This window comes from Rothia sp. 18CD1-1 (assembly GCF_055285355.1).
Map to the genome: position 1 here is coordinate 146,960 of NZ_JBUZLI010000008.1, position 16,451 is coordinate 163,410.

Below are 16,451 nucleotides of genomic sequence, written 5' to 3' on the forward strand. Positions count from 1 at the left end.
TGTGCATGAGTCTTGCCCAGGATATTCAGCGCGTCGTCGCCCCCTTTGAAGTGATCTCTGATTATAAGCCCGCCGGAGACCAGCCCAAAGCTATCGCTGAGCTTACTCGGCGGGTAGAAGCGGGAGAAAAAGATATTGTGCTCATGGGTGCTACCGGCACCGGTAAGTCGGCGACAGCCGCCTGGCTTATTGAGTCGGTTCAGCGGCCCACCCTCATTATGGTGCAAAACAAAACTCTTGCCGCGCAGCTGGCAAACGAGCTGCGCGAGCTGCTGCCCAACAACGCGGTGGAATATTTTGTTTCCTACTACGACTACTACCAACCCGAGGCCTATGTGCCGCAAACAGACACCTTTATTGAAAAAGACTCATCCATTAACGACGAAGTTGAGCGGTTGCGGCACAGTGCCACTAACTCTCTGCTCACCCGCCGCGATGTCGTTGTGGTTTCTACGGTCTCCTGTATCTATGGTCTGGGTACACCCGAGGAATATATCGAGCAGATGGTGACCCTCAGACAGGGGGAAGAGGTCGACCGCGATGACCTTCTGCGGCAGTTTGTGAACATGCAGTACACCCGTAACGATATGGATTTTCACCGGGGCACCTTTCGGGTGCGCGGTGACACCGTGGAGATCATTCCCATGTACGAGGAGCATGCTGTCCGTATCGAGTTTTTTGGTGATGAGATTGAGGCGATCTATACGCTGCATCCGCTGACCGGCGAGATTATTCGGCAGGAGACGGAGATGTACGTTTTTCCCGCATCGCACTATGTTGCCGGTGCCGAGCGGATGGCTCAGGCAATCGCTTCTATCGAAGATGAACTGGCTGAGCGGTTGAGCGTGCTGGAGTCGCAGAATAAGCTGCTTGAGGCGCAGCGGCTACGCATGCGCACCCAGTACGATCTCGAGATGATGGAGCAGATGGGATTCTGTAACGGCATCGAGAACTATTCGCGGCATATCGACGGCCGTGCGGCGGGGTCGGCACCGCACTGTCTGCTTGACTATTTTCCCGATGATTTTTTGCTCATCATCGACGAATCGCATGTGACCGTGCCGCAGATCGGTGGTATGTATGAGGGGGATATGAGTCGGAAACGCACCCTGGTGGATTTCGGTTTTCGTCTGCCCTCGGCCATGGATAACCGGCCGCTTAAATGGGATGAATTTTTGGAGCGTATTGGTCAGACCGTTTACCTTTCGGCAACACCGGGTCAGTACGAGTTGACCCGGTCAGACGGGTATGTGGAGCAGATTATTAGGCCGACCGGACTTATTGACCCCGAAGTTGTGGTGAAGCCCACTCGGGGGCAGATTGACGATCTGCTGGAGGAGATTCGGTTGCGGGTAGACCGCGACGAGCGGGTACTTGTGACCACACTGACCAAGCGTATGGCCGAGGACCTCACCGAGTACCTTTCGCAGCACGGGGTGCGGGTGCAGTATCTGCACTCCGATGTGGATACGCTCAAGCGTGTGGAACTGCTGCGGGAACTACGGTTGGGTTCTTTTGATGTGCTGGTGGGTATTAACCTGCTGCGTGAGGGTCTTGACCTTCCCGAGGTGTCCCTGGTGGCTATTCTTGATGCTGACAAAGAGGGTTTTCTGCGGTCCACCACCTCCCTGATCCAGACTATTGGGCGGGCGGCACGAAACGTCTCGGGGCAGGTGCACATGTACGCCGATAAGATCACCGATTCTATGCGGACTGCGATCGACGAGACCAACCGCCGCCGCCGTATCCAGCAGGCCTACAATACCGAACACGGTATTGATCCGCAGCCGCTACGTAAACGGATTGCCGATATTACCGATCAGCTGGCTCGTGAAGAAGAGGACACCAAAGAGATTCTTCAGCTGCGCAAACAGGCAAGTGGTAAGACAGCGCCGCCGGCCCAGAAAAAGGGGCGGAAGGTATCTGCCTCCAGCCCGGAGGCTGACGAGGTGCTGGCGCGGGCACAGGCGAGGGTGCGTGAAGACGGTCTTGCCGCGGCCCCGGCCGAGGACCTCATGGACCTGATCGAGGAGATGAGCGCGCAGATGATGAAGGCGGCCGAGGATTTACAGTTTGAGCTGGCGGCGCGTCTGCGTGACGAGGTTGCAGATCTCAAGAAGGAGCTGCGGCAGATGAGACAGGCTGGCCACGCCTAGTTCTGGTATAGGCGCTGATACTGTAAACTGGGTCCGAGCAAGGGAGTATCCCCAAACCGTTTTTTCGTCAACACGAGAGCCAGCGTAGCCGATCCGGAAGAGCGTGCCCACCGGGCGGGAGAGACTTGTGGTTATTTGTGTACCCGACCACAAGAAAGGCTTCCTCCGTGGAAATTTCTGCTCTTCAGTGGACTGTCACGCTGGTTCTGATCCTGGCGATGCTGGCCTATGATTTTATTTTTCATGTGCGTAAGGCACACGAGCCCACCATGAAAGAAGCGGCGGTATGGTCCGCTATCTATATAGCTCTTGCGCTGCTTTTTGGCCTTTATATTCTGGCGGTGGACGGGCCGGTGTATGCCGCAGAATACTATGGTGGCTATATCACCGAGAAGGCGCTGAGCGTGGATAACCTCTTTGTCTTCCTGATTATTATGGCCTCTTTCAAGGTGCCGCGGGAAGATCAGCAGAAGGTGCTGTTGTTCGGTATTATCTTTGCCATGATTGCCCGCGCCGTATTCATCTTTGCGGGAGCGGCCGCCATCGAGCGCTGGAGCTGGGTTTTTTATCTTTTCGGTCTTATTCTCATCTATACCGCGGGTAACCTCATCAAAGATGAGGTGACCGATCGGGATGAGGAAGACCAGGCGAACAACATCGTGATCCGCCTTGCCAAGAAGGTTTTTCACACCACCGACCACTATGATGGCGATAAGCTGTTTACCGTTGAAAACGGTAGGAGGGTAATGACTCCTATGCTGCTGGTGATGGTTGCTATTGGTGGTACCGATATTCTCTTCGCCCTCGATTCCATTCCGGCCATCTTTGGGCTCACACAGTCACCCTATATTGTTTTTACCGCAACAGCTTTTTCGCTGATGGGTCTGCGTCAGCTCTATTTTTTGATCGACGGTCTGCTGGACCGCCTTATCTACCTCTCCTGGGGGCTATCCATTATTCTCGCTTTTATCGGCGTGAAACTGCTGCTGCATGCCCTGCATGAAAACAACCTCTTCTTCATTAACGATGGGCAGCCGGTGCACGTGGTTGAGGTAACCATCGGTATGTCTCTGACGGTGATTATCGGTGTACTGGTTATTACCGTGCTGGCTTCCCTCTACAGTCCCAAGGGCAGGGCGCTGGCCACCATCCAGAGGGTGCGCGGTCTTTCCGAAAAGTACCTGAACCTTCCCGAGGACACCCCGCAGCAGGAGCGTGAGGAGATTCAGCGGCAGCTTGATGAAGAAATGGAGAAGTCGCAGCGGATTAAGCAAAAATACCGCGATGAACTTATCGAATCCGAGAATGACTACCGTGATCTGGTGAATCGGGCGCGCTCTGCCCACACGGGGCACTCCTAAACCAAAGTGCCGGGGTATCAGAGGACGTGCTAGCGCATATCGGCGAGTAGATTCTTGAGGTGTCCCAGAATTTTGGGGCCGTCGGTGCCCAGCCCGTCATGATGGTGGGTCTGGGAAGTCCATACGCGGGTGTTGGCCACGAACTCGGCGGTTTTCATGGAGTGGGCGTAGTCCACGTACACATCGGGGAGGTAAGCTGCCGCAACCAGGGGGACTTCGTTTCGGGACAGCTGTTTGTGGTTGTAGAGGCGGCCCCAGTCCTTTTTCTCGGCTAGTAGGTGAGCTAGCTCGGCCAGGGGAAGCAGGGCTGGGTCTTCCTCGTAGTACCAGGGGAAAATATGTTCACCTGTCCAGAGTAGAGGTGTGGCGTCCTCAGCGTAATCCGGGCGGTCGGCGTACATGCGGGCAGCGGACCATTGGGTGGGAGAAGATGACGGTGAATCCTCAGCACCGTCTGCGTAAATTGTTTCGTGGAGCAGGCCGTAGAGAGGGTTGGGCTGAAAGCTTACCTGGGTACCCACCGCGGCGAGAAACTGGTCTGATAGCCATTTTTCCGACTCGGCGAAAGCAGATTCCAGTACATAGTGCAGACCGCGAGCGCGGCTGTTGCCGCCCAAAATATTGCCCAGCATTTGAAGACGGTGGCCGGTGAGACGCTCACCGGTGGGTAGGTACTCTTTATTCGTGGCGAGGTGCTCAGTGATACGGACGGCTAACTCCCTGTCTTCGGGGTACCAGCCGTAGTATTCTTCGGTGCGTTCTCTCATGCGCTCCAGGGTGGAGCGGTAAACATCATCGATGTGGGAGCGGATGGGCGCCAGGCCGGCGGTTACGCGGGCATCCTGGAGGGAGTCGGGGGCGAAGGAGAGGTAGCTGAGGGTGAGAAAGCCGCCAAAGCTCTGGCCCATGGTTGACCAGCGCTTATCGGTGCGGTCAGCGAGCAGGAATTCGCGGATAACCTCGGCGTCGGCGATGATGGAATCGGCACGGAAGAGTTCGCAGAATTCGGCCTGTATCTCGGGGGTCCCCCGGCTAGTGATGACTCGGGCGGACAGGGGAGTGGAGTTTCCGGTACCGCGCTGGTCAAGCAGAACCAGGCGGTGTGTTTTGGTAAGCTCGTGTACCCAGTCGCCTTCGGAGACGGGGCGGGGGCTTTTACCGCCGGGGCCGCCCTGAAGATAGACCATGTAGGGGCGCCTGTCGACGGGGGTGGTCAATGCGTCTGAGGTATCGATGACTTCCCGGGCAAAAACGGTGATACTTTCATCCGCAAATCGGGATTCGAGCGCGGCCGATTTACTCTTGCCGTACACCAGACCGTGGGTGAGCGGGACAGTAAACCAGTGATCGATCAGCTTGAGCGAGTCAATGGTGTGTGTAGCGCCGACTCGGTGGGTCGGCCGGGGAAGTGTGAGGTGACCGGTCACGGGTTATCCTTTCTGGGCTGACAGGGAGGTGTTGGGGTTGATGACGGAAGCTAGGCGTGGCAGACCAACTGTTTTCTAGGCTACCTCAGCGAGCTTGCTCTTGACAGAGGATAGCGGCCGGAACCCCAAGCCTCGGTACCCAGTGTCGAAAAATATAACAATATAATGCTATAAAACGATTTATAATGCTATACAGTTATAACTATGTACGTGATGACCGTTGACCAGCGAAACTCATCAAACGGGAAAGACCTCATACCGCAGCTACAGCATGATACGGTCAACAACCCCAATATCACCGCTCCGCTCAGAACATTCCAGCGGACCGCCGGAGACGAAGCGCAGGCCATCTTTGACAACCCCCACAGTCTACTAGCCACAGCCATACTTCTATCGCGCACAGGATCATGGCACATTGGCATTGGAAAAGGAAAGATCAACCCACCGCTACCGAAAAATGCCCGAGAGGGCAGCGGAGAGGCATATAAAAATGCCCGAATAGCGGTTGAACGCGCCAAAAAGGCATCCGGACACATCGCCTACGAGGGGCCGGGAAAATTTGCCCCGCTGATCCAGGCAACCCTACAGCTCGTCATGGGGATTGAAGAAGACCGTAACAATTTCTGGCAAGAAATAGGACAACTCCACGACCGAGGTATGACACAGAGAGCCATCGCGGAACAGCTGGGAACCCATCAACCGTCCATCAGCCGTGCCCTCAAACAGGGACGGTGGCACGAGACACGCCAGATCATGAAAGAACTTCATCTACTGCTGGAAGAAGAGGTATAGCATGCTCGCCACCACGTATGTCATGCTAGGTATACTGCTACTACTATCAACTTTCTGGCTCACAACGCCAAAAATCACCGCTTTCAAAGCATGGACCCTGATTCTCCTGCTCTGCACGACAGTGCTCACATCATCCATCACACCGAGCGTGCAATCTCCCGCCTCAGAAATAGTTACAGCCTCGTCCATACTTCTCGGCGCGCTGGGAGGATCCACCCCCGCATCATACTTTGTGGGACTCCTCAAAGCCCACCCGGCCAACGAAGAACCAGCGGGGCAACAACTCACGGGACAACTCGGTTCTCTGGCAGTGAATGCACACCTGACAAAACCCCACACAAAAACAGAAGTGGCCGGCGGAGGCCGACTTATCGGCATCTTCGAACGCCTAGCCCTATCCCTGAGCTTGGCCGCCTCTCAGACGAGCACACTGGCAGTAATCGTTGCGGTCAAAGGTTTAGCCCGGTACCCAGAAATCAAAGCCGGCCAGCTAGCCTCCGAAAAATTTATTGTGGGCACCTTTGCCTCACTGCTGTGGGCAACCGGTTGCACAATGATTGCGATAAACCTGCGGTAAAACCCACAGCACAGGCGGAAACGAAGGCCACAAATATACCCGCCCCGCTAGACGGTTCCCACCGACTTCACGATCACAACCGGAGCACCCTCCTCATCCGAGGCCACCAGGTCAACCTCGGCGGCGATACCAAAATCGTGGTTATCGTCGGGGTCAGAGAAAATCTGGCGCACCCTCCACAGCCCGGGGTGCTCCCGCTGGTTATCATCGATCAGAACAAGATGAGGGGACCGGGCCTCAGCGTCGGTGTAGAGATCCTCGTACTCATCAAAATAGTCGTCCATGGCACGAGACCAGCGGTCAGCATCCCAACCGGAGCGCTCGCCGTCCAATTCACCTAAAGTGCGGTCACGCTCATCGGCAAAGAGCTCTACGCGGCGGAAAAGGGCGTTGCGCACCATGACCTTGAAGGCGCGGACATTATCGGTCACCTTGGGGGCTGAGTCGGCAAGGAGTTCTTCAAGGGAGTCTTGCACCGGGGTATCTTCTTCGCCGGCGGCCATACGTTCCCACTCGTCGACGAGAGAAGAGTCGGTTTGTCGGATAACTTCGCCTAGCCATTCGATCATATCGGTGAGGTCCTCCGTCAGCGCTGAGAGGGGGACAGTCTGGCGCAGGGCCCTGTAGGCGTCCGACAGATAGCGCAGCAGGATACCCTCGGAGCGTTCGAGCCCGTAGAACTGGACGTAGTCACTAAAGCCCATAGCGCGCTCGTACATATCGCGTACCACGCTCTTGGGCTCCACCTCGAACTCCCTCATGAAGGGGGCACCTGCCGAGTAGGTTTCAAAGGCATGTTCCAGCAGGTCTGCTAGAGGCCGGGGATAGGTAATTTTGTCGAGCTCCGCCATACGCTCGTTATAGTCAAGCCCGTCGGCCTTCATCTCGGCCAGGGCCTCAGATTTTATTTTCCTCTCCTGCAGCGTGAGCACCTGACGGGGGTTCTCCAGGGTCGACTCGATCACCGATACCGCATCGAGTGCGTAGGTCTCAGAGCCCGTATCTAGCAGGGAGAGAGAGGCCAGGGCAAAAGGGGAGAGCGGCTGATTAAGCGCAAAGTTCTCCTGCAGGGTAACGGTCAGGCGCACCGTTCGACCGAACTCGTCGGGGGTGCTCAGGCGCTCCACCACACCTGCATTGAGCAGTTCCCGGTAGATACCGATAGCTTTGCGTTTCAGAGCCCGCTGCTTGACGGGCGACTCATGGTTAGCGGTTAAAAAGAGCATGACAGTCTCAAAGGGATCGGCTTCACGCTGGAGCATATTGAGAATCATGGAGTGGGTTATCTGGAAGGAGGAGGTGAGCGGCTCGGGCTCAGCAGAGATCATCTGCTCAAATGTCTTCTCACTCCACGCCACAAACCCCTGCGGAGGTTTCTTCTTTTTACCGCGCAGCGACTGGGCCATCTTCTTCTCGTCGCCGTTAAATTTCTCGCGAGCCCTAGCCTCAAGACGGTCGTTTTCAATATCGTGCTCGGGGGCCTGAACCACCACATAACCGGCTGTATCAAATCCGGCGCGGCCGGCGCGGCCGGCAACCTGGTGAAATTCGCGGGACTTGAGACGGCGGGTACGCCGCCCGTCAAATTTAGAAAGAGCGGTCATGAGTACGGTACGAATGGGCACATTGATACCCACCCCCAGGGTGTCGGTACCGCATATCACTTTGAGCAGGCCGGCCTGGGCCAGTTGCTCGACCAGACGGCGATACTTGGGGAGCATACCGGCATGGTGGATACCGATACCGTTTTTGATGTATTTTTGTAAAACCTTGCCAAAGCCCGCCGAATAGCGGAATCCGGCGGTCAGCTCGTTGATGCGTTCCCGCTCTTCCTTGGACGCAATGGCCAAACTCATCAGCGATGCGGCGGTATTGATGGCTTGCAACTGGGAAAAATGCACAATATAGACCGGGGCCTGGTGGGTCGAGACCAGCTCATCTACCTTCTCCACCAGGGGCTCACGGGAATAAGCGTAGTTAAGCGGAATAGGGCGGGTTTCGCTGGCTACCAGAGAGGTCTGCCGCCCGGTTAGCTCGGTCAGCTCGCGTTCAAAGCGGGTGGTATCACCCAGGGTCGCGCTCATCAGCAGAAACTGTGCCTGCGGTAGGTCAAGCAGAGGAACCTGCCAAGCCCAGCCACGCTGGGGATCAGAATAGAAATGAAACTCATCCATGACCACCTGCCTCAGATCGGCGTTCTCCCCTTCACGCAGCACAATATTGGCCAGGATCTCGGCCGTACAGCAGACAATGGGGGCAGTAGAGTTAATGGAAGAGTCACCGGTCACCATACCAACATTCTCGGCACCAAAAATCTCCACCAGGTCAAAAAACTTCTCGCTCACCAGCGCCTTAATGGGGGCCGTATAGTAGGAACGCTGTCCGGTAGCCAACCCCGCACAATGAGCGGCGACAGCCACGATAGATTTACCCGAACCCGTCGGGGTGGCCAGCACAACGTTACCCCCCGACGCAATCTCCATAACAGCCTCATCCTGGGCAGGGTAGAGCTCCATGCCTTGTGAGGCAACCCAGGCCAGAAAAGCCTCGTAAATCTCCTCGCCTGTCAGCGGATTAGAGGCAAAATCACCGCGAAAATAGCGGCGAGAAGGATCAGCAAACCCCGGATCAAGAAACTCAAGAATATTTTTCATGGTGCCACCAGTCTACCGGCCGCCACACCGTGCGTGTCAGGAGACAGAGAAAAGAAGAGATCAGCCACCCCCAATTGCTAGAGTAGGTAACGGAGATAACAACCACTCCACAGTCCAAAGGAGCACATCATGGGAAAAACCTTCCCCACCGACCTCGAAATAGCGCAGGCCACCGAGCTAGAACCCATCAGTCGGATCGCCGCCGAGGCAGATATCCCAGAAAACCGACTAGAACCCTACGGCACATACGTGGCTAAGGTACTCCTCGACGAAACCACCACGGCAGAAACCGCCCTAGCAAAAGGCAGCAAATACGTGGTGGTCACCGCCGTCACCCCCACCCCGCTCGGTGAGGGCAAAACAGCCACCTCGGTCTCTCTAGCCCAGGGTATGGCGCACACCGGGCGTAAAGCAATGCTGACCCTGCGCCAACCGTCCATGGGACCCACCTTCGGTATCAAAGGAGGAGCCGCCGGCGGCGGATACTCACAAATTGTCCCCATGGAAAAACTCAACCTCCATCTCACCGGCGACTTCCACGCGGTCACCGCAGCACACAACCTCCTTGCCGCCATGATTGATAATCACCTCCACCACGGCAACGAACTCAACATCGATACCCGCAACATATCCTGGCGTCGAGTGCTCGATATCAATGACCGATCCCTGCGCAACGTCATTATCGGACTGGGCGAACGCATGGACGGTGTGCCGCGCGAAACGGGGTTCGACATCACCAGTGCCTCCGAAATCATGGTGATTCTCTCCCTAGCAACCAGCTTCGATGACCTCCGTACCCGCCTGGGTAAAATCGTGATCGGCTACAACACGTCGGGTAAGCCCGTTACCGCCAAAGACCTCAAAGCCGATGGCTCACTCGCGGTCATTCTCGCCGACGCCATCAACCCCAATCTGCTTCAAACCCTCGAGCACACCCCCGCACTCATTCACGCCGGTCCCTTCGGCAACATTGCCACCGGAAACTCTTCCGTCGTCGCCGACTACGTGGGGCTAGAATACTCCGACTACGTCATCACGGAGGCAGGCTTTGGGGCAGATATGGGAGCCGAACGGTTCTTCAATGTCAAATGCCGTGTATCGGGACTGAAACCCGATGCCGCAGTACTGGTGGTCACCGTGCGCTCACTCAAGTCTCATTCGGGGCTTTACAAGATTGTCCCGGGCAAACCCCTACCCGAGCAGATGCTCCGGGAATCACCCGAAGACGTGATGGCCGGTGCAGCCAACCTCAAGAAACATATTGAGATCGTGCGCGGTTTTGGGGTGCAACCTGTGGTGGCCATCAATGCTTTCCCCACCGACTTTGATTCTGAACATGCGGTGATTCGCGAGATTGCCGAGCAGGCCGGTGCCCGCGTGGCGATTCATCGAGGTGTTGCTGAAGGCGGTGCCGGTACCACCGAGTTAGCTGATGCTGTTGCCGAAGCCTGTGAGGATAAGAGCGAGCTGGTATACACCTACAGCGACGATGATTCGCTGGAGACCAAAATTGAGAAAGTCGCTACCGGAGTGTACGGTGCGGACGGTATTGAGATCGCACCGGTTGCCCGTAAACAGCTCTCCCGTTTTGAGGAGCTGGGTTATGGCAAACTGCCGGTGGTGATCGCTAAAACCCATCTTTCGATTTCTTCTGACCCGGCCCTTAAAGGGGCACCCACCGGCTGGACTCTGCCGGTGCGGGAGGTACGCTTGGCTGCGGGGGCGGGCTACGTCTACGCTATCTGCGGTACTATGCGGACCATGCCGGGGCTGGCTAAATCGCCGGCGGCAGAGCGTATTGGCTTTGACGACGACGGTAAAATGGTGGGACTCTTCTAGCCCTACTGCGTGCGGTGAAGGGGGCCCTCCTGGGCGAGGACCCCCTTTCACCGCGGGGAACGGTAGGCGGGTTCGATCCCGCTACGCCCAGTTCTTTCGGGGCGAGGTGCCACCGATACCGGCATTGAAGGTGTTGGTCGGATCGAGCTCTTTGAAGTGCTCGACCATGTCCTCGGGCATACGGTAGAGACGCCCGTAGTTGTGCTCTGCCGGCAGCTTCGCGCCGCGCGCTTCAAGCAGCTCCTGAATCCGATCGTGCAGTTTCTCCGGGTCAACACCCTTTTTAGCGACGTAGTCCTGGTGCATGACGTGGCAGAAGAAATGACCGTAGTAGGCGGTCACATCCAGCTGGTCGGCGAGTTCCCGGGGGAGTACCTCGAGCCAGTCCCAGTCATCGCGGCGTAGCGCCACATCAATCGGAATCAGCCCGGAGATGCGCTTGCGTTTCATGCTGGCGTAGCGGGTTGCGGCGCTGGCGGCACCGAAACGGTTTAACGACGCACTTTTTTCTTCGTCTTTCGTGCACACAAAGAAATCACCCTCGTGCTCGGGGTCGGCAAAGAAATCCCCGAGTATTTTTTCGCTCTCACCTGCCTGAGCGGCGCTGACGGTGAGGAGCAGGTGATGCTCAAAGCGGTTGCGATACTCTCTCAGTCTCTGGGGCAGCTGGTTGGGTACCAGGTTAAACACGGTCTGCGAGACCGTATCGGCAAAGGTCGGGCCGATACCCGGAATCTTACTGAAAACACCGTTGGCCCAGGTTTTGAAAGCGAACATGCGGGCCTGTAAACCGGGGCTCATATACTTCAGAAAAACATAGGTGTCTTTACCGTATTTCTCGGCCAAATCGAAGGCGCTGCGGCCCATGTACTCGCCCGAAATCGGTAGCGGCATATCAGCTGTCAGGAATGCGCGACGAATTTCTTCAAGCTCCCGCGGGCTGCGAGTGCCGATGTAAAACGTAGTGGGGTTCTGCTCCATCGGGAAGGTGCGTGTACGCACGGCAAAAACCATGATTTTCCCGGCTGAACCTGATGCCTCGAACAGGTAGTCGGGGTTGGCGTTGTAGCGTGCCGGGGTCGGTTCCAGCTTGCGCAGGTGCTCAGCATATTCGGTCTCGCTGCTGTCGGCGGGAGCCGGGGTCACATCGGCAGGTGACCAGTCGCCGCGTTGTAGGCGGTCGAGGGCAACTTCGGGGTCATCCCCGAGCTCGATACCCAGGTGGTTGACGAGTTCTACCCCACCCCGGTCGGTGACACGGGCGTATATGGCTTCGCGGGTGAAAGCCGGGCCCTTGCGGATCTGACTGCCGCCGGAGCTGTTGGCAATACCGCCGATCACTGATGCGCCGATAGAGGTTGATCCAATAACCGAGTGCGGCTCACGCCGGTACGGGGCGAGTTCTTCGGTGAGGTGCGTCAGCGTGGTACCGGCGAGCGAGATGGCTTCGCGGGCATCATTGATGAGGTACACCCGGTTGATGCGGTGGGTTGAGATCACCACGACGGGGCGGTCATAGGGTTGAAAGCCCGGCCCAGAACCGCCGGTTAAACCGGTGTTTGAGGCCTGGATAATCACCATGACATCGCTGTCAACACAGACCTGCAAAGACTTCCACATCTGAACCAGTGTGGAAGGACGCAACACGGCTAAGACGGGGCCCCCACCAAAACGGTAGCCCCTGCTGTAGGGCATGGTTGCCCGCTCTGATGTGAGCACGTTTTCTGCACCAACAATATTCTTGAAAACTTCGAGTACCCGGTGTTCTGCGCCCGTTGTTTTGTGGGGAGAAGTCATCTCAAATCTTCCTATCAGTAGTTGCTTTCGCCTCGGCCAAGCGGTAAGGCCACTGCGTGGAGGATGGGTTCACTAGTCATCTTCTGACGCCGAATACGAGCTGTCAAACGGACGGGGCGCAGGCCGGAGGGGTTTACCAGCCCCGCTCCTTCCACGTGGGCAGGTGGGGGCGCTCGATACCCAGGGTTGTTGGGCTGCCGTGGCCGGGCAGCACGAGGGTGTTGTCGTCAAAACGGTCAAAAAGCCGATCGGATACATCGGCGAATAGCCGCCTAAAGTCCCGTAGCGAATCGGTCTTACCCACGCCACCGGGAAACAGCGAATCGCCCGAGAAAATCACGGTGGGTGTTGCGTCAAGGCCCCGAAGCACGTAGGCCATAGAGCCCGCCGTATGGCCCACCAGCGCGACAGCCTCCAGGGAAAAATCTTTAAAGTCAAAAACCTCACCGCCGTCTATAGGCGTGGAAACCTCTACATTTTCCTGAGACCTGATGAGCTTGAAGTCTGCCCGCCCCGCCACGGTGCGCACACCGTAGTGGTGCGCCACCTGTCTCAGCGCCCTGATATGGTCCCAGTGCCCGTGCGTGGTCAGTACCGCAACCGGCCCTTCCGGCTCTCCGTTTCCCGAAAAATCATGTTCCAGGGTGGCGCTGATAAACCTTTGAAGTTCGGTAAAGGAATCGGCGGCATCAATAATTACCTGCTGTCCACTGGATTTGCCGGTGAGAAGATAAACATTGTTTTCCATCTCGGAGACGGAGATAGACCGCACCGTTAGCTGCCGATTATTTAAAAATAGCTGATCTGAAAGGCTGCTCATCTTTCACAGTTTAGGGGGCAATTGTGCCCGTAGCCAACACCACGGCAGAGCGTAGGTGCACAGGTGGTCTGCGGGCATAGAATATATTTTCGAACATACCCGATGCGAAGGAAGACGATGTCCCACAACTTTGCTGCAACCGGCTCTCGAGACCTCGCCCAGGTGCGGGTACAGGGTGCCCGCGAAAACAACCTCAAAAACGTTGATCTCACTATCCCCCGAGACGCAATGGTGGTTTTCACGGGTCTTTCGGGGTCGGGTAAATCGTCGCTTGCCTTTGACACCATCTTTGCTGAGGGACAGCGTCGCTACGTGGAGTCGCTGTCTTCCTATGCCCGCATGTTTTTAGGACAGGTGGATAAACCCGACGTTGATTTTATTGAGGGCCTTTCACCGGCGGTCTCGATCGACCAGAAATCCACCTCAAAAAACCCGCGATCCACCGTGGGTACCATCACCGAGATCTACGATTATATGCGTTTGCTCTGGGCCAGGGTGGGTCGCCCGCACTGCCCGGTCTGCGGCCAAAAAATTTCTCGGCAAACACCCCAGCAGATCGTTGACCAGCTCATGGGCCTTCCCGAGCGTACCCGTCTACAGGTGCTAGCTCCTGTGGTCTCGGCACGGAAGGGAGAATTTACAGACCTCTTTAAAGACCTCACCACACAGGGTTTTTCGCGCGCCCGTGTGGACGGCGAACAGGTGCAGCTTGCCGACCCCCCCACACTCGCCAAACAGTACAAGCACACCATTGACGTGATTGTTGACCGTATTGTTATTAAGGAGTCGGTGCAGCAGCGTCTGACTGATTCTATTGAGACGGCGCTGAATTTGGCCGAGGGCAGGGTGCTCATTGACTTTGTTGACCGGCCGGCTGATTCGCCCGAGCGCACCCGCAGCTTTAGCGAACATCTTGCCTGTCCCAACAATCACCCGCTACAGATCGATGAGATTGAGCCCCGTGCCTTCTCCTTCAACTCGCCTTTTGGGGCCTGCCCCGAATGCGACGGTATCGGCTCAAAATTGCAGGTTGATGAAGACCTTGTGATACCTAACCCGGATCTGTCTCTGGGGCAGGGGGCAATAGCTCCCTGGTCGCTGGGCAAAGCAACTAGCGAATACTGGTTGCGGCTGCTTCAGGGCCTGGCCGAGGAACTAGGTTTTAGCCTGGACACTCCCTGGAAAAATCTTCCGGCGAAAGCCAAGAAGGCTATTTTGCGGGGTAAAGATTTTAAGGTGACCGTCTCCTACCGCAACCGCTTTGGCAGAGAGCGCCGTTATACCTCGGGGTTTGAGGGAGTCTACGCGTACATTAAGCGTAAACACGAAGAAACCGAATCGGACTGGTCGAAGGACCGCTATGAGCAGTACATGCGCAATGTTGCCTGCTCTGCCTGTCACGGTGCCCGGCTCAACCCCACCATTTTGGCGGTTAAAGTGGGAGGCTCCTCCATTGCGGAGGTCACCGAGATGCCCATGCGTGAATCTTTACGGTTTATGAGGTCTCTTCAGCTCACCGACCGCGAAGCGCAGATCGCTGAGCTGGTGCTCAAAGAAATAGACGCTCGTTTGCAGTTCCTTCTTGATGTGGGGTTGGACTACCTTACCCTGTCGCGACCGGCAGCCACTCTCTCCGGCGGCGAGGCTCAGAGAATCAGGCTCGCCACCCAGATCGGTTCGGGCCTGGTGGGTGTGCTCTATGTGCTGGATGAGCCCTCCATCGGTCTGCACCAGCGCGATAACCGCCGGCTGATCGAAACCCTCACGAAGCTGCGGAATATGGGTAACACCCTCATCGTGGTTGAGCACGATGAGGACACCATGAAAGAGGCGGACTGGATTGTTGATGTGGGGCCAGGTGCCGGTGAACACGGTGGTCAGGTGGTTCACTCGGGTACTTATGCCGAGCTGTTGAACAACGAAAACTCTATTACCGGTGACTATATGGCCGGTCGCCGCAGCATAGAGATTCCTTCTCGACGCCGCACTGTCGATAAAAAGCGGCGGGTGAAAGTGGTGGGCGCTAAAGAAAACAACCTTAAAAATATAAGTGTCGCGTTCCCTCTGGGAGTCTTTACCGCGGTAACCGGGGTGTCGGGTTCGGGTAAATCAACCCTGGTCAACGAGATCCTCTACACCGCGTTGGCCAACAAGCTCAACGGTGCCCAGCAGGTGCCCGGAAGACACAAGAGCATTGAGGGGCTTGAACACCTTGATAAGATCATCCACGTTGATCAGTCGCCTATTGGGCGGACTCCTCGCTCGAACCCGGCAACCTACACGGGGGTTTTTGACCATATTCGTAAGCTTTTTGCCGAGACCGCTGAGGCAAAAATGCGCGGTTATCAGCCCGGCAGGTTTTCTTTTAACGTCAAGGGCGGCAGATGTGAGGCATGCTCCGGTGACGGCACGCTGAAAATTGAGATGAATTTTTTGCCCGATGTCTACGTGCCCTGCGAAACCTGCCACGGTAAGCGCTATAACCGTGAAACCCTGGAGGTCAAATACAAGGGTAAATCGATCGCCGATGTGCTAGAAATGCCGGTTGAAGAAGCCGCCGATTTTTTTGCGGCCTTTACCCCTATCTCCCGCCACCTCAACACTCTGGTCGATGTTGGCCTGGGGTATATCCGGCTGGGGCAGCCGGCCACCACCCTGTCGGGGGGTGAAGCCCAGCGGGTGAAACTTGCCTCCGAGCTTCAGAAACGCTCCAACGGCAGGTCCATCTACGTGCTCGACGAGCCCACTACCGGCCTGCACTTCGAGGATATTCGTAAGCTGCTCAAGGTCTTGCAGGGGCTGGTTGATAAGGGAAATACGGTGCTCACTATCGAGCATAACCTCGATGTTATTAAGTCGGCCGACTGGATTATTGATATGGGGCCCGAGGGCGGCGACGGGGGCGGCACGGTCATCGCCCAGGGTACGCCCGAGCAGGTTGCCGGTGTCCAGAAGTCATACACCGGGGCTTTTTTGAGGGAGATTTTAGCCTCCCGGTAAACTGATAATCTGACCAGCGTGAGGGAGA

General features: G+C 56.6%; 10 protein-coding genes. 6 read left to right on the forward strand and 4 right to left on the reverse strand.

The features are described from left to right. Nucleotides 1-5: 5 nt before the first annotated feature. Together uvrB and ACS1BR_RS07720 are read left to right on the forward strand one after the other, a co-directional pair. Nucleotides 6-2,156, forward strand: coding sequence for an excinuclease ABC subunit UvrB (gene uvrB, locus ACS1BR_RS07715; protein WP_463561660.1), 2,151 nt, complete (start codon nt 6-8; stop codon nt 2,154-2,156). A 167-nt stretch (nt 2,157-2,323) separates the two neighbouring features. After that, nucleotides 2,324-3,517: a TerC/Alx family metal homeostasis membrane protein gene (locus ACS1BR_RS07720; RefSeq protein ID WP_463561381.1), complete on the forward strand. Its 1,194-nt coding sequence runs from the start codon at nt 2,324-2,326 to the stop codon at nt 3,515-3,517. Between the two features lie 29 nt (nt 3,518-3,546). Here ACS1BR_RS07720 and ACS1BR_RS07725 read toward each other — a convergent pair whose 3' ends face one another. Then, nucleotides 3,547-4,944 (reverse strand): alpha/beta fold hydrolase, encoded by a 1,398-nt coding sequence (locus ACS1BR_RS07725; RefSeq protein ID WP_463561382.1) that lies wholly within the window; start codon nt 4,942-4,944, stop codon nt 3,547-3,549. Between the two features lie 204 nt (nt 4,945-5,148). On the opposite strand from ACS1BR_RS07725, the gene ACS1BR_RS07730 reads away from it, so the two are divergent. After that, nucleotides 5,149-5,736, forward strand: coding sequence for a helix-turn-helix domain-containing protein (locus ACS1BR_RS07730; protein WP_463561383.1), 588 nt, complete (start codon nt 5,149-5,151; stop codon nt 5,734-5,736). A 1-nt stretch (nt 5,737) separates the two neighbouring features. Continuing rightward, entirely contained in the window at nt 5,738-6,313 is a 576-nt protein-coding gene (locus tag ACS1BR_RS07735; protein ID WP_463561384.1) for a hypothetical protein, read from the forward strand. A 47-nt stretch (nt 6,314-6,360) separates the two neighbouring features. Here the strand turns inward: ACS1BR_RS07735 and ACS1BR_RS07740 are convergent, their stop codons facing one another. Further along, a complete protein-coding gene (locus ACS1BR_RS07740) occupies nt 6,361-8,967 on the reverse strand; it encodes a DEAD/DEAH box helicase (RefSeq protein ID WP_463561385.1) in 2,607 nt (868 codons plus the stop codon). Between the two features lie 129 nt (nt 8,968-9,096). Between ACS1BR_RS07740 and ACS1BR_RS07745 the strand changes: the two genes are divergently transcribed. Beyond that, nucleotides 9,097-10,806, forward strand: coding sequence for a formate--tetrahydrofolate ligase (locus tag ACS1BR_RS07745; protein WP_463561386.1), 1,710 nt, complete (start codon nt 9,097-9,099; stop codon nt 10,804-10,806). Between the two features lie 81 nt (nt 10,807-10,887). Here the strand turns inward: ACS1BR_RS07745 and dld are convergent, their stop codons facing one another. Both dld and ACS1BR_RS07755 read right to left on the reverse strand, forming a co-directional pair. Then, nucleotides 10,888-12,603, reverse strand: a complete 1,716-nt coding sequence (dld, locus tag ACS1BR_RS07750) for a D-lactate dehydrogenase (protein WP_463561387.1) — start codon at nt 12,601-12,603, stop codon at nt 10,888-10,890. Nucleotides 12,604-12,736: 133 nt separating this feature from the next. After that, nucleotides 12,737-13,423 carry an MBL fold metallo-hydrolase gene (locus ACS1BR_RS07755; RefSeq protein ID WP_463561388.1) on the reverse strand — a complete coding sequence of 229 codons (687 nt, stop codon included), beginning with the start codon at nt 13,421-13,423 and terminating at the stop codon, nt 12,737-12,739. A 117-nt stretch (nt 13,424-13,540) separates the two neighbouring features. On the opposite strand from ACS1BR_RS07755, the gene uvrA reads away from it, so the two are divergent. Further along, the gene (uvrA, locus tag ACS1BR_RS07760; protein WP_463561389.1) at nt 13,541-16,423 is read left to right on the forward strand and encodes an excinuclease ABC subunit UvrA; all 2,883 of its coding nucleotides are present in this window, start codon (nt 13,541-13,543) and stop codon (nt 16,421-16,423) included. Nucleotides 16,424-16,451 lie beyond the last annotated feature (28 nt).